Source organism: Microbacterium faecale (assembly GCF_014640975.1).
GTDB lineage: Bacteria > Actinomycetota > Actinomycetes > Actinomycetales > Microbacteriaceae > Microbacterium > Microbacterium faecale.
Map to the genome: position 1 here is coordinate 2,379,390 of NZ_BMHO01000001.1, position 21,507 is coordinate 2,400,896.

Sequence of the window (21,507 nt, forward strand, 5' to 3'; positions counted from 1 at the left end):
GGCAGGTGCGTGCGCCCGCGCGTTCTACGCCAGTGAGATGAGGTCGGCGTAGTCTTTGTTCCAAATATCCTCGACGCCGTCGGGAAGCAGGAGGACGCGCTCGGGGTTGAGCGCCTCGACGGCGCCCTCGTCGTGCGAGACGAGGACGACGGCGCCCTCGTAGTGCGCGAGGGCGTCGAGGATCTCTTCGCGGCTTGCCGGGTCGAGGTTATTCGTCGGCTCGTCGAGCAGCAGCACGTTCGCCGACGACACGACGAGCGTTGCGAGCGAGAGGCGCGTCTTCTCACCGCCGGAGAGCACGCGCGCCGGCTTCAGCACGTCATCGCCGGTGAAGAGGAACGATCCGAGTACGCGGCGCGCCTCGGTCTCGGTCAGGTTCGGCGCCGACGACATCATGTTCTGTAGCACGCTGCGATCGATGTCGAGGTTCTCGTGCTCCTGAGCGTAGTAGCCGATCTTCAGCCCGTGCCCGGGTTCGATCTGGCCCGTGTCCGATGCGTCGACGCCGGCGAGGATCCGCAGCAGCGTCGTCTTGCCCGCACCGTTGAGGCCGAGCACGACGACCTTGCTGCCGCGGTCGATCGCGAGGTCGACGCCAGCGAAGATCTCGAGCGCGCCGTAGGACTTCGACAGCGACGACGCCATGAGCGGCGTCTTCCCGCACGGCGCGGGCTTCGGGAACCGGATGTTCGCGACGCGGTCGACCTGACGCACCTCTTCGAGGCCCGCGAGGAGTCGATCCGCGCGCGCCTCCATCTGGTGGGCGGCGGCGGCCTTCGTGGCCTTGGCCCCGAACTTCGCGGCCTGCTGGCGCAGTGCCGAGGCCTTCTTCTCGGCGTTCGTGCGCTCCTTCTTGCGGCGCTCCTCATCGGCGACACGCTGGCGCTGGTAGTGCTTCCAGCCCATGTTGTAGATGTCGATGACCTGGCGGTTCGCGTCGAGGTAGAACACGCGGTTGACGGTCTCGCCGACGAGATCGACGTCGTGGCTGATGACGATGAGCCCGCCCCGGTAGGACTTGAGGAACTCGCGCAACCAAACGACGCTGTCGGCGTCGAGGTGGTTGGTGGGCTCGTCGAGGATCATGGTGTCGGCGTCGCTGAAGAGGATCCGCGCGAGCTCGATGCGTCGGCGCTGACCGCCCGAGAGCGTCTTGAGCGGCTGGTCGAGAATCCGGTCGGGCAGCGCGAGGTTGCTCGCAATCGTCGCCGCCTCCGCTTCGGCCGCGTAGCCGCCGATCGCCTCGAAGCGCTCGGTGAGCCGACCGAAGCGGCGCATGCCCTTCTCAGCGCGCGCCGGGTCGTCGGATCCCATGTCCTCCGTCGCCTGCGTGATGCCGGCCTGCAGGTCGCCGAGTCCGCGGGCATTGAGGATCCGTGTGCGCGCCAGCTCCTCCGGGTCGCCCGTGCGCGGGTCCTGCGGCAGGTAGCCGAGCTCGCCCGAGAGCGTCACGGATCCGTCGCTCGCGACGATGTCACCCGCGAGCACCCTCGTGAGCGTCGTCTTGCCGGCACCGTTGCGCCCGACGAGGCCGATCTTGTCGCCGTCGCCCACACGGAACGTCACGCCGCTCATCAGCAGGCGCGCACCCACGCGGATCTCTAGGTCCTTGACGGCAAGCACTCTGAACGGTCCTGTTCGTTGGAGGGGGTTTCGGGCGCGATCGCGCCGGCAGATCATCCTATCGGTGTGCGGCTGATCGTCGTCTGGCCTGCGCGCGGCGTCAGGCGATGCCGCGCGCCGTCAGCGCGTCGCCCATGTCGTCGGCGTGACGCAGCGCGAGCACGAGAAGCGTCACGATCGCCCGGGGCCCGAGCCGAACGCCGCGTGCGCGCGCGGCGTCGCGCACCTGGGCGGCGAGAGCGCCGACGACGGGAATGACGGCGATCGTCAGGGAGACGGTGAAGGCGACGCGCCACGGATCCACGCCGATACGGCGGAGCGGGCTGAGCGCGCGTCGGAGCGCATCGATCATCTCCCCCGTCGGCGTCGTCATGGTGCACACGGATGCGAGCAGCAGTACCGCGACGACGCGCGTCGTGCCGGTCAGCGCCGGTGCAGGGCCGAGGAAGATGCCCTGAGTGAGGGCGAGGAACACGATGATCCACTTCAGGTCCCACACTCGGCCCAGCCACGCGGTGACGCCGAGCCCACCAATGAGGAAGACCACGAGCGTGAGCCCGAGCGTGACGACGGCTGAGACGGGCGTGTGCGGAAAGACCGATGCGGCGACGGCGAGGACGGCGAGACCGGCGAGTTTCCACCCCGCGCCGAGGCGGTGCAGCGGGCTCGTGCCGGGCCGGTAGAGCGGAATCACGGGAATTCCGCACGGTAGCGAGCGACCACCTCGACGGGGTCGCCGAGATCCGCGAGCCGCCCGTCGGCGAATCGGAGGCACACGTCGGTTCGCTCGGCGAGGGCGAGGTCATGGGTGACGATCAGCGTCTGCTCCGGCCCCTCGTCGCCCAGCAGCAGGTCGGCCATGCGGCGGGCGTTGCCGAGATCGAGCAGGGTCGTCGGCTCGTCTGCGACGAGCACGCGCGGCGCTCGCACGAGAACAGCTGCGAGCGCGAGGAGTTGCTTCTGTCCGCCCGAGAGGCTGTGCGCGGGCTGATCCGCGTGGTCGGTGAGGCCGAATCGTGCCAGGGCCGCGGCGGTGCGCTCCGTGCGCTCGGCGCGGGGCACGCCAGCGGCCTTCACCGACAGCGCGACGTCCTCGGCCGCTGTCGGCATGAGGATCTGCGCATCGGGGTTCGTGAAGAGGAATCCGACGGCCTGTCGCGCGCGACGCGGATCGCGCCGGACGTCGATGTCGCACACCTCGACGGATCCCTCGGTCGGAGCGACGAGCCCATTGAGCGTGCGCGCGAACGTCGACTTCCCGGATCCGTTTGCGCCGATCACCGCGATCCGCCGCTCCTCGAGGGTCACCGTCACGTCGGCGAGCACCCGCGCGCCGTCGATCGCCACGCCGAGGTCGCGGATGCGGATCACGCGGCCGCCCGTGCGCGACGCACCGTCGCGGGAAAGGCGGGTGGATACGCGCGGTAGAGGAGCATCGTCAGCACGACCGCGACGACCGCCTTGATCAGATCGCCGGGGAGGAACGCCAGCGACGAGAGGGCGGCTTCGCCGAGCCCGATGCCCGTCACGAGCGCGACTCCGGGGATCCCGACGGCATACATGACGACGATTCCGCCGACGACCGCCCCGAGCGCGACGCGCCACCAGACGAGGCGGCGCGCGCCGAGATGCGCGAGGACGCCCACGACGACGACCGCCGGCAGCCATCCGATGAGGTAGCCCGCGGTGGGTCCGAGGAAGACGCCGAGCCCGCCGCGCCCGCCGGAGAGCACGGGCAAACCGATCGCGACGAGAAGGAACACGATCAGGACGGCCGCTCCCCCGCGGCGCCATCCCAAGACCGTTCCGGCGAGCATCACGCCGAGTGTCTGGGCGGTGATGGGCACGAGGCCGGGAACCGGGATCGGCCCCATGATGCCGAGCACGATGATGATGCCCGCGAAGACGGCGATGCGCGCGATGTCGCGTGCCTCCCACGATTCGGATCTGGTCATGATGAGCCTTCCTGAACACCGTTCACTGAACATCGTTCACTATAGTCGTGTTCATGCGTGGAACCGGACACGACCTCGAGGGCATCGTCGATGCCGCCCTCGAACTCCTCGACGCGTTCGGGCTCCCCGACCTGTCGATGCGCCGCCTCGCGACGCATCTCGGCGTGCAGCCGAGCGCTCTGTACTGGCACGTCGAGAACAAGCAGTCGCTTCTCGCCGCGGTCGCCGATCGGATCGTCAGCGAGGCCGCGCCGGCGACCGGCGTACGCGAGACAGCCCGCGCGCTCCGCGACGCCCTCCTCAACCGACGAGACGGCGCGGAGGTGGTCGTATCGACCGCCGCACTCTCCCTCGGATCCGATGCGCTCGAGGCGCGGATCCGTTCGGCATACGAGGCGGCCGGTTCCGCGGACCCCGCCCGCGACGCGACCGTCCTCGCGCAGTTCGTCCTCGGCCACACCTATCTCGTCCAGCAGCGGATGCAGGCCGCGGCCATCGGCGCCTACGACGCGGATCCCGCCGACGTCGCGGCAGCGACCCGCGCCGACTTCGAGGCCGGCATCGACCGCCTCACCACGCCATGACGTGAGGGCCGCAGGCACGTGCGATCAGCGGACGCGTGCGAGATCCTGCTCGGGCTTCGTCACCACGGGCGCCGCTCCATCGAGTTCCGTGAGCTCGAGGTGCGAGCGGTCCTTGCCCGTGAGGAGGCCGATCAGGCTGACGGAGGCGAAGCCGATCCACAGCAGCGACACGAGCCACAGGTTTCCGCCGCCGGCCGCGGCGAGCGCGGTCGCGATCATGGGAGTGAAGCCCGCGCCAGCGGTCGCGGCGAACTGATAGGCGACCGAGGCGCCCGAGTTTCGCACGGCGGTCGGGAACTGCTCCCCCGCGTACGCGCCGTACGGTCCGGCAGAGAATCCCTGCACCACCGAGAGTCCGAGGAACACCGCGAAGAAGAACAGGACGACGCTGTCGGTCTGGAGCATCATCATGATCGGGAACGCCAAGGTGATGCCGAGGATGTTGCCGAACAGCAGGATCCGGCGGCGGCCGAACCGGTCCGACATCCGCGACGAGACGATGATGAAGATGATCGTGGTGACCGCGGCGGCGGACTTCAGCACGAGGATCAGGCTCTGCGAGTGCGACGCCTGCGCGACAACGTACGCGACGGCCCACGCGCCCATCAGGCCCTGCGCGGCCTGCCCCGAGATGCCGACGGCGAAGGCGCGGAGCAGCGGTCGCCAGTGGTGGCGCACCAGATCGGCGAGCGGGGTCTTCTTCTCCTTCGGGGCGTTCTCGAGCGCCTCTTGGAACACCTTCGACTCCGACACCTTGCGGCGGATGAAGACGGCGATCATCATGAACGCCGCTGACAGCACGAACGGCACCCGCCAGCCCCACGAGAGGAACTGCTCCTCGGGCAGCGTCGCCATGCCGGCCAGGATCAGCGTGCCGACGAGGGTCCCCGTGGGGGCGCCCATGTACGAGAACGCCGCGGCGAATCCGCGAGAACGCTTCTTTGCGTTCTCGAAGCCGACGAGCGTGGCCCCTCCCCATTCGCCCCCGACGGCGATGCCCTGGACGACACGCAGGGTGACCAGCAGGGCCGGCGCCCACATCCCGATCTGAGCCGTCGCCGGCAGCAGCCCGATCAGCGTCGACGTGACGCCCATCAAGACGATCGTCGCCATCAGGACGGTCTTGCGGCCGATCTTGTCGCCGAGGTGTCCGAAGATGATGCCGCCGAGCGGACGCGCGACGTACCCCGCAGCGAGGGTGGCGAACGAGAAGATCAGCGCAAGGGCGGGGTCGAGATTCGTGAAGAACACCTTGTTGAAGACGATGCCGGCGGCAGTCGCGTACAGGATGAAGTCGTAGTACTCGAGCGCGGTGCCGATCAGACTCGACGCGAGGATCCGACGCATGTCGCGCCGCGATGCGGCGTACACGTGGTCACTGGACGGTGACGGGCTGACGTTGGTCATCATTGACTCCTAGTGTGGCGCGGTGGCCGATGAAGCGGGTGACGCCTGCTGGCGCGGGACGGTCGCGACTACGAGGCCGAGGGCTCGGGGACGCGTGCGAAGACGATGCGATCGAGGTCGTCCGGGATCGACAGAGGCCCGCCGAACGACAGCCGAGCGTCCTGCCAGACCGCCGGGTGGGCGTAGGCGGGAACGAGGTGGTGCAGCGCGAGATGGCGGGCGCCTGCTCGCGCAGCGACCGTCCCCGCGTCGGCGGGAGTGGTGTGCGAACGACGGTGGTGTTCCATCGTGGCGCGCATCATCTCGGTGTCGGGGTATTGCGCCGCGAGGTTGTCGAGGTCGATCGCCTCGTGCAGCAGCAGGTCGGTGTCCCGGGCGAGTCGCACGAGGTTGTCGCAGGGAGCGGTATCGCCCGAGATGGTGACGGATCCGTGCTCCGTGTCGAACCGGAATGCGAACGCCGGGGCCATCGGATGGTGCGACACGAGCGTCGCCGTCACGGTGACGAGGTCGTCACGGAAGACCTCGATCGGCTCCATCTCGGGGGCCACGGTGGTGTCGGGGTCGAAGCCGCGGATGCCCCCGACATCGATCTCTCGCACCGCGAACGTGTCGCGCGGGCTCTTCGCCAGCGAGTCGAAGATGCGGTCGTTGATGTCGGTCGCGTACGCCGCGAGGATGCCGTCCATGAGTCCGGCGACGCCCGGCGTCGGCCGTTCGGGAGCGACCGGCTGCGGCCGTGCCGTCGCCTGCGGGGCCAGCGGCGTGAGCTTGCCCCGGTCGCCGGGACCGACGATCGGGATGGGGCCGCCCGTGCGGCCCTTCAGCTCGAACGCCCCGAACAGCACGATTCCGGGGAGGTCTACGACGTGATCGGAGTGGAGGTGCGTCAGGAAGATGCCACCGAGGTCAGCCATGTTCAGGCCGGCGGAACGCGCCTGATGCCCTGCTCCATCGCCGCAGTCGACGAGATACCACCGCTCGCCGACGACCACCGCGGTCGCGATGCCGAATCGGGGCGCTCCGTCATGGTCTGCCCACCAGCGCGGGCCGCCGGCCGTGCCGAGCGTCACGATGTGCGGGGAGAATTCCGTGCTCACGTCGTCGTGTTCCTTTCCCAAGGTGTTCCACCATGCTCACCGGAGGACAGACATCTGTCCAACTAAATGTCTTTAGACGTGGTATCAAGAGAGGTAATGACTGACATCACGATTCGCCAGCTCGAGTACTTCGTCGCCATCGCCGACACGGGGTCCGTGACGGGCGCCGCCACCGCATGCCACGTCACGCAGGCGGCCGTCAGCACGGCGCTCGCTCAGCTCGAGGGCACCGTCGGCGCCCGCCTGGCGATCCGGCGTCCGGGGCACGGCATCGCGCTCACCGCCGAGGGCGTCGCGGTTGCCTCGCACGCCCGCGGAGTCCTCGACGGCGTCAGTCAGGTGTCCGCGATCGTGTCGGAGGCGCGCGGGCGTCTGAGCGGGCGCCTCGCCATCGGCGTCTATCGCACTCTCTCCACGCATACGATCCCCGCCCTGATCGAGTGGTTCGCGACGCGCCATCCTGATGTGCAACTGCAGTTCATCGAGGGCTCGGGTTCGTTCGTGCAGCAGGAGCTCCTCGCCGGACGCGTGCAGGTCGCCGTGATCTACCGAGCCCAGCTCATCGACGGCTGCGAGCCGACGATGCTGCGACGCGCCCGACGCATGGCGGTCATGAGCCCCGACCACCCCCTCGCCTCCGAGGTGCAGCTCTCACTGCCGTTGCTGGCGGAGCATCCGGCGATCTTCCTCGACGAAGAGCCCGCGCTCCAGCGCACGCTCGCGGCATTCGCGGCCGAGGGCGTCGAACCACTCGTGCCGTGGCGCAGCAGCAGCGTCGACGCGATCCAGAATGTCGCAGGCCGCGGATCCGCGTACTCGATTCTCATGCAGACGCGCTCGCACAGCCCGGAGGGGCGTCCATTGCTGTTCCGCGCGCTGCCGGGCGAAGCGCTCGACAATCCGGTCGCTGCGGTGCTCCCCCGCGGCGTCAGGCCGACTGCGCTCATCACGGAGGTGCTCAGCGCCGTGCGCGAGTACTGGGTCGCGACCCACGCGGCGCTGAACCGCGACGAGGCCTCGTCACGGACCTGACGCGCGCCGCCGACCTCCGCGCGGGCGAGGTCAGGTGAGGGCGCCGATGCGGCGGACGGCCTCAGTGAGGATCTCGGGGCCGGTGCCGTAGTTGATGCGCGCGTGGCCGCGGCCTGGGGCGCCGAACGCCGGGCCCGAGTTGAGCGCAACACGAGCATCCGCGAGGATCCTCGCCGCCGGATCATCCCCCCAGCCGGTCTCGCGCAGGTCGACCCAGGCGAGGAAGCCGGCGTCCCCCGGTACGTATGCCGCGGCAGGCACATATTCGGCGAGCAAGTCGACGAGCAGGGTCTGGTTGGCGGCGAGGCGCGCCAGGAGCGCGTCGAGCCACGGGTCGCCGTCGGTGTACGACGCGATCCCGGCTTTGATGCCAAACAATCCCGTACGCCACTCGACCTCGTCCGGGATCCGCCGCACGAGCTCGGCGTTGCGGTCGGTCGCCGTGACGATGTGCGCGCACTTCAGGCCGGCGAGGTTGAAGGTCTTGCTCGCGCTCTGCACGGCGAACCCCACCTGCCGCGCCTCGGCCGACACTGTGAGGAAGGGCGTGAAGGGCCGACGACCCGGGATCGCGAGCGGCGCGTGGATCTCGTCGCTGATCACGACGGCGCCGTGCCGTTCGGCGCTGCGCGCGAGCTCCGCGAGCGCCTCGGGCGTGTGCGCGGTTCCAGTCGGGTTGTGCGGGTTGCAGAGCAGAATCGCGACGGCGCCATCGGCGAAGGCGCGGTCGATTCCCTCAAGGTCGAGCGACCACGAACCGCCGTCTCTCCGGAGCGGAACATCGACGTACTCGGTGTGCGATTCGTCATGCACGCTGAAGAACGGCGGATACACGGGCGAGGTGATCACGACCTTCTCCCCTGGCTTCGCCGTCGCCCGGACGAGCTCAGCGACGCCCATCATGACGTCGCACGTCGTGCGCACGCGATCGGGATCGACCTGCCAGCCCCAGCGCCGCTCAGCAAACGCGGCGAACGCCTCCGGGTACGCCGTCTTCGGCGGCACGTAGCCGGTGTCGCCGATCGCGATCGCGTCGGTCAGCGTTCGGGTGATCGGCTCGGCGAGCGGGAAGTCCGTCTCAGCGACGAAAAGCGGCAGCACATCGTCGGGGTGTGTCGCCCACTTCGTGCTGGAGCGCTGGCGCAGGACGTCGAGAGGCAGAGCGTCAAGCGGATCCGTCATGGTCACGACCCTACGCCAGGACGGATGATCCCCCGTCGCCGAGCGTCATCGCCCGTCACGCTCAACCTTCCGCAGACGGCGCCCAAGTTCGCGGTGTGAAGCCGTTTCGGAAACTGAGGACGTCAGGAACGGCGAAAGGTCCGCAGGCCGAAGCCCGCGGACCTTTCGTATGCGTCTCAGATCGCGAAGCCGAGCGCGCGCATCTGGTCGCGCCCGTCATCCGTGATGCGTTCGGGGCCCCACGGCGGCATCCAGACCCAGTTGATCCGGAACTGCTTGACGACGCCATCGAGCGACTGAGCGATCTGCTCCTCGATCACATCGGTGAGCGGGCACCCGGCGCTCGTGAGCGTCATGTGAATGACGAGCGCGTCGTTCTCGTCATCCCAGGCCAGGTCGTAGATCAGCCCGAGGTCGACGATGTTGACCCCGAGCTCGGGGTCCATGACGTCCTTGAGCGCCTCGGTGACCTCGTCATACAGCGCGGAGGTAAGCGTGGCGGACATAGTCACAGTTTACGCTTCCTCAGCCCTGGAGGGGCGCGTCTTCGGGGAGGTAGCCCTCGTAGCCGGACTCCTCGAGGCGCTCCGCCAGTTCGGGGCCGCCCTCCTCGACGATCTTGCCCTCGACCATGACGTGCACGAAGTCGGGCTTGATGTAGCGGAGGATGCGCGTGTAGTGGGTGATCAGCAGCACGCCGAGGTCGGTGGTGTCCTTGGCGCGGTTCACGCCCTCGGAGACGACCTTGAGCGCATCGACGTCGAGGCCGGAGTCGGTCTCGTCGAGGATCGCGAGCTTCGGCTTCAGCAGCTCGAGCTGCAGAATCTCGTGGCGCTTCTTCTCGCCGCCCGAGAAGCCCTCGTTGACGTTGCGCTGCGCGAACTTCTCGTCCATGCGCAGGTTCTGCATCCCCTCGCGGACGTCCTTGGCCCAGGTGCGGATCGCCGGCGCCTCGCCATCGATCGCGGTCTTCGCGGTACGCAGGAAGTTCGTCACCGAGACGCCGGGGATCTCGACGGGGTACTGCATCGCGAGAAACAGTCCCGCGCGCGCACGCTCGTCGACGCCCATCTCGAGGACGTCTTCGCCGTCGAGCGTGATCGTTCCGCTCGCGACCTCGTACTTGGGGTGGCCAGCGATGGTCGCGGCGAGCGTCGACTTGCCGGATCCGTTCGGGCCCATGATCGCGTGCGTCTCGCCGCTGGCGACGGTCAGGTTGACGCCGTTGAGGATCGGGATCGTGCCCTCATCGGTCTCGACCGTGACGAACAGGTCGCGGATCTCGAGAACAGCCATGTCAGTATTCCTTCTTCACGTTGATGTCGATGAGCACGTCGTCGCCGTCGATCTGGACGACGTAGACGGGGACGGGCTCGTAAGCGGGGAGGTTGAGAGGCTTGCCGGTGCGGAGCGAGAACGCCGAGCCGTGGGCCCAGCATTCCAGCGTCTCGCCCTCGACGAAACCTTCGGACAGCGAGATGTCACCGTGCGTGCAGGTGTCGCCGATCGCGTGCACTTCGTCGTTCGAGTCGCGCACGACCGCAATGGGCGTGCCATCGATCTCGACGCGCATGGGTTCGTCCTGAGTGAGGTCACCCAGGCCGCACACGCGCGTGGCGGTCACCGCTTCACTCCCTCGGCGATCTCGCGCTCGATGTCGGCGAGCAGCGTCTGCTGCAACTCCGGGATCCGGATCTTCTGCGGCACCTCGGAGAGGAAGCCGAGCACGACGAGTCGACGCGCCTCTTCCTCGCTGATGCCGCGGGTCTGCAGGTAGAACAGCTGCTCGTCATCGAATCGACCCGTTGCGGATGCGTGTCCTGCGCCCTTGATGTCGCCGGTCTTGATCTCGAGGTTCGGGATCGAGTCGGCACGAGCGCCGCTCGTGAGCAGCAGGTTGCGGTTGGCCTCGTACGAGTCGGTTCCGGTCGCGTCCGGGCCGATCAGCACGTCGCCGATCCAGACGGTCCGGGCGGTCTCGCCCTGGAGTGCGCCCTTGTAGAGCACATCGCCCGTGGTGTTCTCGCCCTTGTGGAAGAGATACACCTGGTTTTCGAGGTGCTGACCCGTGTCGCTGTAGACAAGCCCGAACATCTCACCGTGCGACCCCTGCCCCGACAGCTCGAGGTTGGGGTTCACCCGCACGAGATCGCCGCCGAACGTGATCACGAAGTGCGTCAGCGACGCGTCGCGGTCAACCCGCGCCTGGTGCGCCGACGCGTGGAGCGCGTCGTCGTCCCACTTCTGCACGCTGATGACGGTCAGGTTCGAGCCGTCGCGGGCGATGATCTCGACGTTCTGGCCGTACTGCGCCGAGCCCGTGTGCTGGAGCACGACGGTGCCCCTCGACATCGGCTCGGCCTCGATCACGATGTGGGCGTCCGCGCGCTTGTCCGCGCCCTGGCCGACGATGTCGACCACGATCGGCTCGTCGACCTCGACCTCGCGCGGCAGCTTGATGTGCAGCGCCTTGTCGGCGCCGTGCCACGCGACCGCGGCCGTGATGTCCTCGGGCTCGAAGAACTCACCCCGGGGGGCGTCTCCGATCGCGAGCGGTTCCGCGACGTACTGCTCGCCGGACGCGAACGTGTACGTGACGCCGTCGTTCGCCGTCGACTGCTCGAACAGCGGCGCGATGCGCGAGACGGGCGTGTGCTTCCAGTTGACCTCGCGTCCGGTCGGCGTGCCGAAGTCGGCCGGATCGTACGATCGCGGCCGCTCCGAGCGGGTCTGCACGGGAACGGTCACATCGTCCCGTGCCCCGACGAGTGCACGCGCCGGGTCCACGTGGCCGTGCTGATCCTGCGCCGCTGCGGGCGCCGTCGTGTCAGTCGTCATCGTTAGCCGACCGATCCTTCCATGCCCATCTCGATGAGCTTGTTGAGTTCCAGCGCGTATTCCATCGGCAGCTCACGGGCGATCGGCTCGATGAAGCCACGCACGATCATCGACATCGCCTCGGTCTCTTCGAGACCCCTGCTCATGAGGTAGAACAGCTGCTCTTCACTGACCTTCGACACGGTCGCCTCATGGCCGAGGACGACGTCGTCGACGCGGATGTCGATCGCCGGATAGGTGTCGGAGCGCGACTTCGTGTCGACGAGCAACGCGTCACAGATCACCGAGTTGGACGAGTGATGCGCCTTCTCATCGACGCGCACCTCGCCGCGGTAACCGGCGCGGCCGCCGCCTCGTGCGATCGACTTCGAGACGATCGACGACTGCGTGTACGGCGCCATGTGGATCATCTTCGCGCCCGCGTCCTGGTGCTGGCCCGGACCGGCGAACGCCACGGACAGCGTCTCGCCCTTCGCGTGCTCGCCCACGAGGAAGATCGACGGGTACTTCATCGTGACCTTGGATCCGATGTTGCCGTCGACCCACTCCATCGTCGCGCCCTCTTCCGCGATCGCGCGCTTCGTGACGAGGTTGTAGACGTTGTTCGACCAGTTCTGGATCGTCGTGTAGCGCACGCGGGCGTTCTTCTTCACGATGATCTCGACAACGGCCGAGTGCAGCGAGTCGCTCTTGTAGATCGGAGCCGTGCAGCCCTCGATGTAGTGGACGTAGCTGCCCTCGTCCGCAATGATCAGCGTGCGCTCGAACTGGCCCATGTTCTCGGTGTTGATCCGGAAGTAGGCCTGCAGCGGGATCTCGACGTGCACGCCCTTCGGCACGTAGACGAAGGATCCGCCCGACCAGACGGCCGTGTTGAGCGCCGCGAACTTGTTGTCGCCGGACGGGATGACGGTTCCGAAGTACTCCTTGAAGAACTCCGGGTGCTCGCGCAACGCCGTGTCGGTGTCCATGAAGATGACACCCTGCTCCTCCAGGTCCTCGCGGATCTGGTGGTAGACGACCTCGGACTCGTACTGCGCGGCGACACCGGCGACGAGACGCTCGCGCTCAGCCTGCGGGATGCCGAGCCGCTCGTACGTGTTCTTGATGTCGTCGGGCAGGTCCTCCCAGGACTGCGCCTGCTTCTCGGTCGTGCGCACGAAATATTTGATGTTGTCGAAGTCGATGGCGGTGATGTCAGCACCCCACGTGGGCATCGGCTTCTTGTCGAAGAGCTTGAGCGCCTTGAGGCGCGTCTTGAGCATCCACTCTTCTTCGTCCTTCAGACGGGAGATGTCGCGCACGACGGCCTCACTCAGGCCGCGCTGGGCGCTCGCGCCGGCAACGTCGGAGTCATGCCAGCCGAACTCGTACACCCCCAGACTCTCGAGCTCTGGACGGTCGATCAGCACATCGGACATGTCGCCTCACACTCTCCTCGTGGACCTCGAACAGTGTCATCTGCTCCACCGCGCCGGAGCGGACGCGGTGTGGTCGGGTCCTCATTGTTGGCGCAGATTGCGCGCCTAGACTGTTCTCGGATCACGCACGCATCGCGTACGAATCCTTCATCACTCAATTCTACAGGTTTCGCCCCGTGCCTCGCCCGTTTCGGCGTAACGCTCAGGGCAGGTACAGGAGCCGCTCCATGCCGATCTCGCCCGCGCTCAGGATCTTCGCCTGGTTGTCGTTCGTCGCCGAGGTGCTGATCATCGCCACGGGTGGCGCGGTGCGGTTGACCGGATCCGGGCTCGGGTGCTCGGAATGGCCGATGTGCACGCCCGACTCGCTCGTGCCGACCGCGGAGCTCGGGATCCACGGCATCATCGAGTTCGGCAACCGCACGATGACGGGCGTCGTCGGCATTGTGGCGCTCGTCGTCCTCCTCCTCGTGCTGCACGCCGCGGGCGGTCGCCGCTCGCTCGTTCCGGCGCTCGTCTTCGCAGTCGGCGGGGTCGTCGGCGCGATCGGCGCTTACCTCGGATTCACGGCGATGGGCTTCTCCGGCGCGGTCCCCCTGTCGGTCGTGCTGCTCCTCGCGGCCGTCGCCGGCGCGGTGCATTCGCTCGTCATCACGCGCGTGCGCCGCGACCTCGTGACGCTCGCCTGGATCGTGCTCGTCGGCGTGATGGCGCAGGCGGTCGTGGGTGGCAGCGCCGTGCTGACCGGGCTGAACCCGTTCATCGTCGGGTTCCACTACGCCTCGTCGCTCCTGCTCGTGTGCGTGACGGCCGCGTTCCTCGTGCGCATGAACGCGACCTCGGGCCCGCGCGAGCTCACCGTGCCCCGCGGGTACGCGATCCTCGTGCACGTCGGCTCGCTCGTGCTCGCCGCGACGATCGCATTCGGCGTGCTCACGACCGCCAACGGTCCGCACTCGGGCGACGAGTACGTGATCCGCACCGGCTTCGATGCGACGATCCTCGCGCACGTGCACTCGTGGCCGGGTTACGCGATGTCCGGAATCGCCCTGGCGATCGTCGTGCTCGCGTGGCTGCGCGGCCTGCCAACGCGCGGCTGGTCGGTGACCTTCCTCGCGGTGCTCATCGTGCAGGTCCTCGTCGGAGTCTGGCAGGCGAACGCCTCGCTGCCGCCGCTGCTCGTCGGCGTGCACATGGTGCTCGCGGCCCTCTCCGCGGCGGCGTACGTCGCCCTCGTTCTGCGAATGAAGCGTCCGATCAGCGGCAGTCCTTCGACGCCTCGATGAGGTCATCCGGCGGCCACGTGCCGCTGTAGTAGAAGTCGACGCCGTTGCCCCATGTGTTGGTGTAGCCCATCCCGATCGCCCACGCGGTCGCCATGAGCTCGACGTCACCGTCGAACGTCTCAAGCAGCATGTCCCGGCACTGCGACGTGATCACGTGCCCGGATTCGTGCACGACGAGGCTCTCGAACCGCTCATCCGGCCAATAGGCCGCGACGCTGTTCGACAGCGTCATCGTCGCGTAGCCGCCGTCGGAGTACTGCCACTCGACCACTCCGCCCGCCGAGACACCATCGCCGAGGCCGTTAACGATCGGCGCCCAGTCGAAGTCGACGCGCGCGGCACCCGTAATGGAGCGCACGAAGTCCTCGATCTCGAGGCGCACCTCCATGAGACCGTCGCCCTGGTCCTTCTCCGCGAGCTCCGCGGCCTGGGATTCCTCGACCTCGTGCGCGCGCGCCGCGTACTGCGCCACGTACGTCGAAACGTGCTCCTCGCTCGTGGCGGCGAGGCGCGCTGCGGAATGCATGCGGATCCGCGTGACGCTCTCGGCGGAGATGTTCTCCTCCTCGAGTCGGTCGGCGGTCTCTGTGATCGTCCCCCGCAGCGACGCGGTCGTCTCCGCGAGCCGCGGCACGACGGCGGCGAGCGACTCCGCCGCCGCGGCGAATCCCGCCGCACCGTCCTCGTACGTCTCGGCCGCGTCCCGCGCCCGATCCGTCGCTTCGCGGAGCGCTTCGATGTCTTCTGGCGCTTCCGTCGCTTCGACGACGGGCGCGTCGTCGCTGTCCGGAATGCCCTGCTCGATCTCGGCGACCTCGTCCACGAGCTGGACGACCTCTTCCCACAGCGCCTCATCGAGGTAGAGCTTCACCTCGTCGATTGCGACGGCCTCCGCGCGCGTGACGACGTCCTCGACGGGCGCGCGTTCATCGTCCAACGCCGCGCGCGCCTCATCCCACTCGACACGGGCGTCGTCCCGCGCGGCGATGGCGTCGGCGTACGCGGCTTCGGCGTCGCGGTGGGCGATCAACGGCGGCACCACGAACGCCGCGATGATCCCGAGCGCCACGAACGCCGACACCCCGGCGAGGATCCACGGGAGGCGGCGACGGCGCGGACGGGCCGAGGTCGGTGTCGTCATCTGCCGTGTCCTTCCCGCGCCTGACGCCGGCGCGATCCGAGGTCGATGAAGGCGATGACGAGCGACGCCGTCACGAACAGCGCCGCCGCGAGCAGCCCGTTGCTGAACGCGTCGTTGAAGACCGTCTCGTGCGGCCGCGTGCCCTCTTCGAGGTACACGGTCGAGTAAAACAGCGACAGGGCGATTGCAGCACCGATGGCGTTGCCGACGCGCTGGGCGAGCTGGCCGACGGATCCGGCGAGGCCGCCCTCCGAGCGTGGGATCTCCGCGAGCGTCAACGTCTGGTTCGGCGAGATGACGATGCCGCCGCCGACGCCTCCGATGACCATGATGCCGGCCATGACCCAGGGGGTCGTCTCGTCGCTCGTGAAGCGCGCCACGAGGACGAGGCCGACGATCGAGATGAGCACGATGAAGAGGCCGACGATGACGAGCGCCCGGCCGAACCGCGCGACGAGGCGGCCGCTGTACCACGAGGAGGCCGCGCTCAACAGCGCGAAGCCGATCGTCACGACACCGGCGACGAGTGCGGAATACCCCAGTCCGTTCTGCAGATACAGCGCCATGAGCAGGAAGATCGACGGCAGGGCGGCAAAGTAGAGCGCCTGCAGCATCGTGCCGTTGCGCCAGGATGTGATGCGGAACAGCCGTAGCGGGACGAGCGGCTGCCGGCCGGTGCGCGCGTAGTGGCGTTCCCATGCGACGAAACCGGCAGCGAACAGGACCGCGGGCACGAGCAGCCACCAGCGCATTGCGGCGTCGTCCGGCGACCCCGTCGTGAGGAGGAACGGAATCATGAGCGTCACGACGACGATCGTGAAGAGCGCGAGACCGACCGGATCCAGCGAGAGCCGCTCGCCGGACGGTCGTCTGACCTCGGGAAGGACGCGCACCATGACGGCGATGACGATCGCACCGAGGGGGACGTTCATCCAGAAGATCCACCGCCACCCGTCGGTCTCTCCGCCGAGCCCGATGACCATGCCGCCGAGCGTCGGACCGAGCGCGGTCGATAGCCCCACGATCGCGCCGAAGATGCCGAACGCCCGCGCCCGCTCCGCGCCCGTGAAGATCTGTTGGATCGTGCCCATGACCTGCGGCATCTGCACCCCGGCCGCGACGCCCTGCAGGAAGCGCGCCGCGACGAGCACCCAGATGTTCGGGGCAAGTGCGCCGAGGGCGCTCGCCAACGTGAAGCCGACCAGACCGCCGATCATGAGCGTGCGGCGCGACCGCTGGTCGCCGATGCGGCCGGCGGGCACCAGGATGAGCCCGAACGCGAGAATGTAGCCGGACACGACCAGCTGAAGCTCGGTGGATCCGCCGCCGAGCGCGGTCTCGATCGACGCGAGCCCGACGTTGACCTTGGAGATGTCCATGATCGTCAGGGCGGCGACGGTCACGCTCACGCCGAACGCACGCCACCGGCCGGCAGCGCTCAGGGCGATGCTGCGGGTGGTCGGGGTTCCGTCTCCTGCGTCGGTCACGGGGTTACGTGCGACCGGATCAGAACGGCAGCAGCGGGTCGACGGCGACGGCGAGGAAGACGAGGGTGAGGTAGGTGATCGACGCGTGGAAGACGCGCATCGGCCGCGCCTCCGAGCCCCGCTCGACGCCCGCCTCGGCGCGCACCGACATGGTGTACATACGGTGCGACTCGTAGATGAACCAGCCGCCGAACACGACCGCGCAGGCCGAGTAGACCAGCCCCATCTGCGCGACGGGAATCAGCAGGAGCGAGCACGCGACGGTCGCCCACGCGTACAGCACGACCTGCAGGCCGACCTGTGCACCCGATCGGGTGGCCCCGAGCATCGGCACGTCGGTCTCGTCGTAATCGCCGGCGTACTTCATCGACAGCGGCCAGTAGTGCGGCGGCGTCCAGAGGAAGACGAGCACGAACAGCACGAACGGTGCCCAGGCGAGCGAGTTCGTCACGGCGGTCCAGCCGATGAGCACGGGGAAGCAGCCGGCGATCCCGCCCCACACGATGTTCTGCTCGGTGTGGCGCTTGAGCAGCATCGTGTAGATCACGACGTAGAAGAAGATGGCGAACGACGACAGGAATGCCGTCAGCACGTTGGTGAAGGCCAGCAGCCACACGGCCTGTACGACGGCGAGCACCCACGAGAAGATGAGGGTCTCGCGCGGGGTGACCTCGCCCGTGACGAGCGGACGGTTCTGCGTGCGCTTCATCACCCGGTCGATGTCGCGATCGAGATACATATTGAACGAGGCGGCAGATCCGGCGCTCAGCGAGCCACCGATAACGGTCGCGAGGACGAGCCAGAGGTTCGGCAGCCCCTGCGCGGCGAGGAACATCACCGGGATGGTCGACACCAGCAGCAGCTCGAGCACGCGCGGCTTCGTGAGCGCGACGTAAGCGGCGATCGTGCGGCGCACGCCCCGGCGCCCCGTGCGCACTGTGTCGGCGTGCCCTGCGGCCGACGCGCGCTCCGGGTGAGAAGTCATCGACACCGCTGAACCCTCCGTAACATCCGCTCGATATGCAATACGAGCAGTCTATCGGGGCTCCACGCCGCCACGACCAGGATCCTCCCACGCACATGTCGCAGATGACGTCCGGATGACGCGCGACGGCTCAGGATTCACTAAGCTGGGCGGCGAAACGCGCGTCGACGCCGTGTCGGACGTTTCCGGCGCGGCTCGGGCCCCGAACGTCCGCGGCGCATAACCGACGAAGAAGGGCGGTCCCCGTGGCGGAACTGCGTTGGGACGAGATCGATCAGCGTGCGGTCGACACGGCACGAGTGCTTGCGGCGGATGCCGTCGAGAAGGTGGGCAACGGACATCCGGGCACCGCTATGAGCCTCGCACCAGCGGCGTACCTGCTGTACCAACGCGTGATGAACCACGATCCCGCTGACCCGCACTGGGTGGGGCGCGACCGCTTCATCCTCTCGGCCGGCCACTCCTCGCTGACGCAGTACGTGCAGCTGTACCTCGGCGGCTTCGGGCTCGAGCTCGACGACCTCAAGGCGCTGCGCACCTGGGGATCGAAGACGCCCGGCCACCCCGAGTTCCGTGAGACCGAGGGCGTCGAGATCACGACAGGTCCGCTCGGCCAGGGCCTCGCCTCGTCCGTCGGGTTCGCGTATGCGGCGCGCTACGAGCGCGGTCTGTTCGACCCCGAGGCGGCCGCCGGCGAGAGCCCGTTCGACCATTTCGTGTACGTCGTCGCAAGCGATGGCGACCTGCAGGAGGGCGTCACGAGCGAGGCCTCCTCGCTCGCCGGGCACCAGCAGCTCGGCAACCTCGTCGTGCTCTACGACGCGAACCAGATCTCGATCGAGGATGACACGGACGTCGCCTTCACCGAGGACGTGCAGGCGCGCTACGAGGCCTATGGCTGGCAGGTCCTGACGGTCGACTGGAAGAAGACCGGCGACTACGTCGAGGACATCGCCGAGCTCTCAGCCGCGATCGAGGAGGCGAAGCAGGCGACCGACAAGCCGTCGCTCATCGTGCTCAAGACCGTCATCGGCTGGCCCGCTCCGAATAAGAAGGACACGGGCGGCATCCACGGCTCGGCACTCGGCGGCGAGGAACTCGCGGCGACGAAGCAGATCCTCGGCTTCGACCCGGAGCAGACCTTCGAGGTCTCCGACGAGGTCATCGCCCACACACGCTCGCTCAGCGAGCGTGGCGCGGGCATCCGCGCCGAGTGGCAGAAGAAGTTCGACGCGTGGGCCGCCGCGAACCCCGAGCGCAAGGCGCTGTTCGACCGGCTCGAGGCCGGCGAGCTGCCCGACGGCCTCGAGTCCGCCCTGCCCGACTTCGAAGACGGCGGCTCGATCGCGACCCGCGCCGCCTCGGGCAAGGTCATCAACGCGCTCGCGGCCGAGCTGCCCGAGCTGTGGGGCGGATCCGCCGACCTCGCCGGCTCGAACAACACGACCATCGATGGCGCTGACTCGTTCAACGTCCCCGCCCGCTCCACCGCGAAGTTCTCCGGCACGCCGTACGGCCGCGTGCTGCACTTCGGCATCCGCGAGCACGCGATGGGCGCGATCCTGAACGGCATCGTGCTGCACGGCAAGACGCGCGCGTACGGCGGCACATTCCTGCAGTTCTCGGACTACATGCGGCCGTCGGTGCGCCTCGCCGCGCTCATGGACATCCCGAGCATCTTCGTGTGGACGCACGACTCGGTCGCGCTCGGCGAGGACGGCCCAACGCACCAGCCGATCGAGCACCTGGCTGCCCTGCGTGCGATCCCGAACCTCGCGGTCGTTCGTCCGGCGGACGCCAACGAGACGGCGTACGCGTGGCTCGAGACGCTCACGCGCCGCGGCGGTCCGACGGGCTTCGCGCTCACTCGCCAGGGCGTTCCGACCTTCACGCGGGCTGCGGACGCTGCGTCGGGCGACGACTTCGCTTCGGCCGCGCTCACCGCGAAGGGCGCCTACGTGCTGCAGGAGGCTCCCGGCGGCACGCCGGACGTCATTCTCATCGGCACCGGCTCCGAGGTTCAGCTCGCCGTCGAGGCGCGCGAGCAGCTCAAGGCCGAGGGCGTCAACGCCCGGGTCGTCTCGGCGCCGTCGCTCGAATGGTTCGCCGAGCAGAGCGAGGAGTACCGCGAGAGCGTCCTGCCGTCGGCTGTCACGGCGCGTGTCTCCGTCGAGGCGGGCATCGCCCTGTCGTGGCGCGACATCGTCGGCGACCGCGGCCGCTCGATCTCGATCGAGCACTTCGGCGCCTCCGCCGACTACAAGACCCTGTTCCAGAAGTTCGGTATCACCACCGAGGCGGTCGTCGAGGCCGCACGCGAGACCCTCAAGGAGAACGCATGACCTCCCCCACCGCACAGCTCTCGTCCGCCGGCGTCAGCATCTGGCTCGACGACCTCTCGCGTGAGCGCATCACGAGCGGCAACCTCGCCGAGCTGATCACGACGCGCGACGTCACGGGAGTGACGACGAACCCGACGATCTTCGCCGGTGCGCTCTCGAACGGAGCCGCCTACGCGGATTCCGTGGCCGAGCTCGCCGCGCAGGGCGCGACGACCGACCAGGCGATCTTCTCCATCACGACGCGCGACGTGCAGGAGGCGTGCGACGTGTTCCGTCCCGTCTACGACGCGACCGACGGCGTCGACGGGCGCGTCTCGATCGAGGTCTCCCCCGACCTCGCCCACGATACGGCGGGCACCGTCGAGCAGGCGAAGGATCTCTGGAAGCGCGTCGACCGCGAGAACGCCCTCATCAAGATCCCGGCGACCCGGGGCGGTCTGCCCGCCATCACCGAGACGATCGGCGCGGGCATCAGCGTCAACGTCACGCTGATCTTCAGCCTCGAGCGTTACGGCGAGGTCATCGACGCGTACCTCGCGGGCCTCGAGAAGGCGCGCGACGCGGGCCACGACCTGTCGAAGCTGCGTTCCGTCGCCTCGTTCTTCGTGTCGCGCGTCGACACGGAGGTCGATGGGCGTCTCACGAAGATCGGATCCGACGACGCCACCGCGCTGAAGTCGCGCGCCGGCATCGCGAACGCGCGCCTCGCCTACGAGCTCTTCGAGAAGCGCTTCGCCGAGAAGCGCGCAGCCGACCTCCTGGCCGCGGGCGCGAACGTGCAGCGTCCGCTGTGGGCGTCGACGGGTGTCAAGGACCCCGCGCTGCCGGACACGCTCTACGTGACCGAACTCGTCGCCGAGGGCACCGTGAACACGATGCCGGAGAAGACGCTCGAGGCCACGTTCGACCACGCCGAGGTCCGCGGCGACACCGTCACCGTGAACTATGAGGACGCCCGCGAGGTGTTCGCGCAGCTCGCCGCCGTCGGCGTCGACTTCGCCGACGTCACACAGGTCCTCGAGGACGAGGGCGTCGAGAAGTTCGACGCCTCGTGGCGGGACCTGCAGAAGACGGTCACCGACGCCCTCGAGGCCGCTCGCTGACGATCCGTGTGCCGGGGAGCG

The 21,507-nt window shown here is 68.4% G+C and carries 20 protein-coding genes; 5 read left to right on the forward strand and 15 right to left on the reverse strand.

Annotation, left to right across the window (positions count from 1 at the left end; all coding sequences use genetic code 11):
• Positions 1 to 24: 24 nt before the first annotated feature.
• From IEW87_RS11320 to IEW87_RS15065, 4 genes are all read right to left on the reverse strand, one after another.
• The gene (locus IEW87_RS11320) at positions 25 to 1,623 is read right to left on the reverse strand and encodes an ABC-F family ATP-binding cassette domain-containing protein (protein WP_188712306.1); all 1,599 of its coding nucleotides are present in this window, start codon (positions 1,621 to 1,623) and stop codon (positions 25 to 27) included.
• A gap of 100 nt (positions 1,624 to 1,723) precedes the next feature.
• Entirely contained in the window at positions 1,724 to 2,317 is a 594-nt protein-coding gene (locus tag IEW87_RS11325; protein WP_188712307.1) for an energy-coupling factor transporter transmembrane component T family protein, read from the reverse strand.
• A complete protein-coding gene (locus IEW87_RS11330; protein WP_229731116.1) occupies positions 2,314 to 2,994 on the reverse strand; it encodes an energy-coupling factor ABC transporter ATP-binding protein in 681 nt (226 codons plus the stop codon). Before IEW87_RS11330 ends, IEW87_RS11325 begins: the two co-directional genes overlap by 4 nt.
• The gene (locus tag IEW87_RS15065; RefSeq protein ID WP_229731117.1) at positions 2,991 to 3,578 is read right to left on the reverse strand and encodes a biotin transporter BioY; all 588 of its coding nucleotides are present in this window, start codon (positions 3,576 to 3,578) and stop codon (positions 2,991 to 2,993) included. Before IEW87_RS15065 ends, IEW87_RS11330 begins: the two co-directional genes overlap by 4 nt.
• Before the next feature lie 53 nt (positions 3,579 to 3,631).
• Between IEW87_RS15065 and IEW87_RS11335 the strand changes: the two genes are divergently transcribed.
• Complete coding sequence (locus tag IEW87_RS11335; protein WP_188712309.1) at positions 3,632 to 4,162, forward strand: TetR family transcriptional regulator; 531 nt, start codon at positions 3,632 to 3,634, stop codon at positions 4,160 to 4,162.
• A 24-nt stretch (positions 4,163 to 4,186) separates the two neighbouring features.
• Here the strand turns inward: IEW87_RS11335 and IEW87_RS11340 are convergent, their stop codons facing one another.
• Both IEW87_RS11340 and IEW87_RS11345 read right to left on the reverse strand, forming a co-directional pair.
• Entirely contained in the window at positions 4,187 to 5,569 is a 1,383-nt protein-coding gene (locus IEW87_RS11340) for an MFS transporter (RefSeq protein ID WP_188712310.1), read from the reverse strand.
• Positions 5,570 to 5,637: 68 nt separating this feature from the next.
• Positions 5,638 to 6,669 (reverse strand): MBL fold metallo-hydrolase, encoded by a 1,032-nt coding sequence (locus tag IEW87_RS11345; RefSeq protein ID WP_188712311.1) that lies wholly within the window; start codon positions 6,667 to 6,669, stop codon positions 5,638 to 5,640.
• A 96-nt stretch (positions 6,670 to 6,765) separates the two neighbouring features.
• Between IEW87_RS11345 and IEW87_RS11350 the strand changes: the two genes are divergently transcribed.
• Positions 6,766 to 7,701, forward strand: coding sequence for a LysR family transcriptional regulator (locus tag IEW87_RS11350; protein ID WP_188712312.1), 936 nt, complete (start codon positions 6,766 to 6,768; stop codon positions 7,699 to 7,701).
• A gap of 30 nt (positions 7,702 to 7,731) precedes the next feature.
• Here IEW87_RS11350 and IEW87_RS11355 read toward each other — a convergent pair whose 3' ends face one another.
• From IEW87_RS11355 to sufB, 6 genes are all read right to left on the reverse strand, one after another.
• Positions 7,732 to 8,883, reverse strand: a complete 1,152-nt coding sequence (locus IEW87_RS11355; RefSeq protein WP_188712313.1) for a MalY/PatB family protein — start codon at positions 8,881 to 8,883, stop codon at positions 7,732 to 7,734.
• Between the two features lie 176 nt (positions 8,884 to 9,059).
• Complete coding sequence (locus IEW87_RS11360) at positions 9,060 to 9,389, reverse strand: metal-sulfur cluster assembly factor (protein ID WP_188712314.1); 330 nt, start codon at positions 9,387 to 9,389, stop codon at positions 9,060 to 9,062.
• 19 nt (positions 9,390 to 9,408) lie between these two features.
• Positions 9,409 to 10,179 carry a Fe-S cluster assembly ATPase SufC gene (sufC, locus tag IEW87_RS11365; RefSeq protein ID WP_188712315.1) on the reverse strand — a complete coding sequence of 257 codons (771 nt, stop codon included), beginning with the start codon at positions 10,177 to 10,179 and terminating at the stop codon, positions 9,409 to 9,411.
• A gap of 1 nt (position 10,180) precedes the next feature.
• A complete protein-coding gene (locus tag IEW87_RS11370; protein ID WP_188712316.1) occupies positions 10,181 to 10,507 on the reverse strand; it encodes a non-heme iron oxygenase ferredoxin subunit in 327 nt (108 codons plus the stop codon).
• Complete coding sequence (sufD, locus tag IEW87_RS11375; protein ID WP_188712317.1) at positions 10,504 to 11,721, reverse strand: Fe-S cluster assembly protein SufD; 1,218 nt, start codon at positions 11,719 to 11,721, stop codon at positions 10,504 to 10,506. The genes IEW87_RS11370 and sufD overlap by 4 nt, the downstream gene beginning before the upstream one ends.
• A gap of 2 nt (positions 11,722 to 11,723) precedes the next feature.
• Positions 11,724 to 13,142, reverse strand: a complete 1,419-nt coding sequence (gene sufB, locus IEW87_RS11380; protein ID WP_188712318.1) for a Fe-S cluster assembly protein SufB — start codon at positions 13,140 to 13,142, stop codon at positions 11,724 to 11,726.
• 227 nt (positions 13,143 to 13,369) lie between these two features.
• Between sufB and IEW87_RS11385 the strand changes: the two genes are divergently transcribed.
• A complete protein-coding gene (locus IEW87_RS11385) occupies positions 13,370 to 14,428 on the forward strand; it encodes a COX15/CtaA family protein (protein ID WP_188712319.1) in 1,059 nt (352 codons plus the stop codon).
• Here IEW87_RS11385 and IEW87_RS11390 read toward each other — a convergent pair.
• Genes IEW87_RS11390 through IEW87_RS11400 form a run of 3 tightly spaced genes read right to left on the reverse strand, consistent with a single transcriptional unit; the run spans position 14,400 to position 18,041 of the window.
• Positions 14,400 to 15,569 carry a hypothetical protein gene (locus IEW87_RS11390; RefSeq protein ID WP_188712320.1) on the reverse strand — a complete coding sequence of 390 codons (1,170 nt, stop codon included), beginning with the start codon at positions 15,567 to 15,569 and terminating at the stop codon, positions 14,400 to 14,402. The genes IEW87_RS11385 and IEW87_RS11390 overlap by 29 nt on opposite strands.
• A complete protein-coding gene (locus IEW87_RS11395; RefSeq protein ID WP_268234599.1) occupies positions 15,566 to 17,056 on the reverse strand; it encodes an MFS transporter in 1,491 nt (496 codons plus the stop codon). The genes IEW87_RS11390 and IEW87_RS11395 overlap by 4 nt, the downstream gene beginning before the upstream one ends.
• 19 nt (positions 17,057 to 17,075) lie before the next feature.
• On the reverse strand, positions 17,076 to 18,041 hold the full coding sequence (locus tag IEW87_RS11400; protein WP_188712772.1) for a heme o synthase: 966 nt from the start codon (positions 18,039 to 18,041) through the stop codon (positions 17,076 to 17,078).
• 245 nt (positions 18,042 to 18,286) lie between these two features.
• Between IEW87_RS11400 and tkt the strand changes: the two genes are divergently transcribed.
• The gene (gene tkt / locus IEW87_RS11405) at positions 18,287 to 20,383 is read left to right on the forward strand and encodes a transketolase (protein ID WP_188712321.1); all 2,097 of its coding nucleotides are present in this window, start codon (positions 18,287 to 18,289) and stop codon (positions 20,381 to 20,383) included.
• Positions 20,380 to 21,486, forward strand: coding sequence for a transaldolase (gene tal / locus IEW87_RS11410; protein ID WP_188712322.1), 1,107 nt, complete (start codon positions 20,380 to 20,382; stop codon positions 21,484 to 21,486). The genes tkt and tal overlap by 4 nt, the downstream gene beginning before the upstream one ends.
• Positions 21,487 to 21,507: the final 21 nt, after the last annotated feature.

Coding starts and splice junctions, on each gene's coding strand:
- sufD (WP_188712317.1), bottom strand. CDS start 11,721: ATGACGACTGACACGACGGCGCCCGCAGCGGCGCAGGATCAGCACGGC.
- IEW87_RS11360 (WP_188712314.1), bottom strand. CDS start 9,389: ATGTCCGCCACGCTTACCTCCGCGCTGTATGACGAGGTCACCGAGGCG.
- IEW87_RS11350 (WP_188712312.1), top strand. CDS start 6,766: ATGACTGACATCACGATTCGCCAGCTCGAGTACTTCGTCGCCATCGCC.
- IEW87_RS11355 (WP_188712313.1), bottom strand. CDS start 8,883: ATGACGGATCCGCTTGACGCTCTGCCTCTCGACGTCCTGCGCCAGCGC.
- sufC (WP_188712315.1), bottom strand. CDS start 10,179: ATGGCTGTTCTCGAGATCCGCGACCTGTTCGTCACGGTCGAGACCGAT.
- IEW87_RS11385 (WP_188712319.1), top strand. CDS start 13,370: ATGCCGATCTCGCCCGCGCTCAGGATCTTCGCCTGGTTGTCGTTCGTC.
- IEW87_RS15065 (WP_229731117.1), bottom strand. CDS start 3,578: ATGACCAGATCCGAATCGTGGGAGGCACGCGACATCGCGCGCATCGCC.
- tal (WP_188712322.1), top strand. CDS start 20,380: ATGACCTCCCCCACCGCACAGCTCTCGTCCGCCGGCGTCAGCATCTGG.
- IEW87_RS11390 (WP_188712320.1), bottom strand. CDS start 15,569: ATGACGACACCGACCTCGGCCCGTCCGCGCCGTCGCCGCCTCCCGTGG.
- IEW87_RS11340 (WP_188712310.1), bottom strand. CDS start 5,569: ATGACCAACGTCAGCCCGTCACCGTCCAGTGACCACGTGTACGCCGCA.
- IEW87_RS11400 (WP_188712772.1), bottom strand. CDS start 18,041: ATGACTTCTCACCCGGAGCGCGCGTCGGCCGCAGGGCACGCCGACACA.
- sufB (WP_188712318.1), bottom strand. CDS start 13,142: ATGTCCGATGTGCTGATCGACCGTCCAGAGCTCGAGAGTCTGGGGGTG.
- IEW87_RS11335 (WP_188712309.1), top strand. CDS start 3,632: ATGCGTGGAACCGGACACGACCTCGAGGGCATCGTCGATGCCGCCCTC.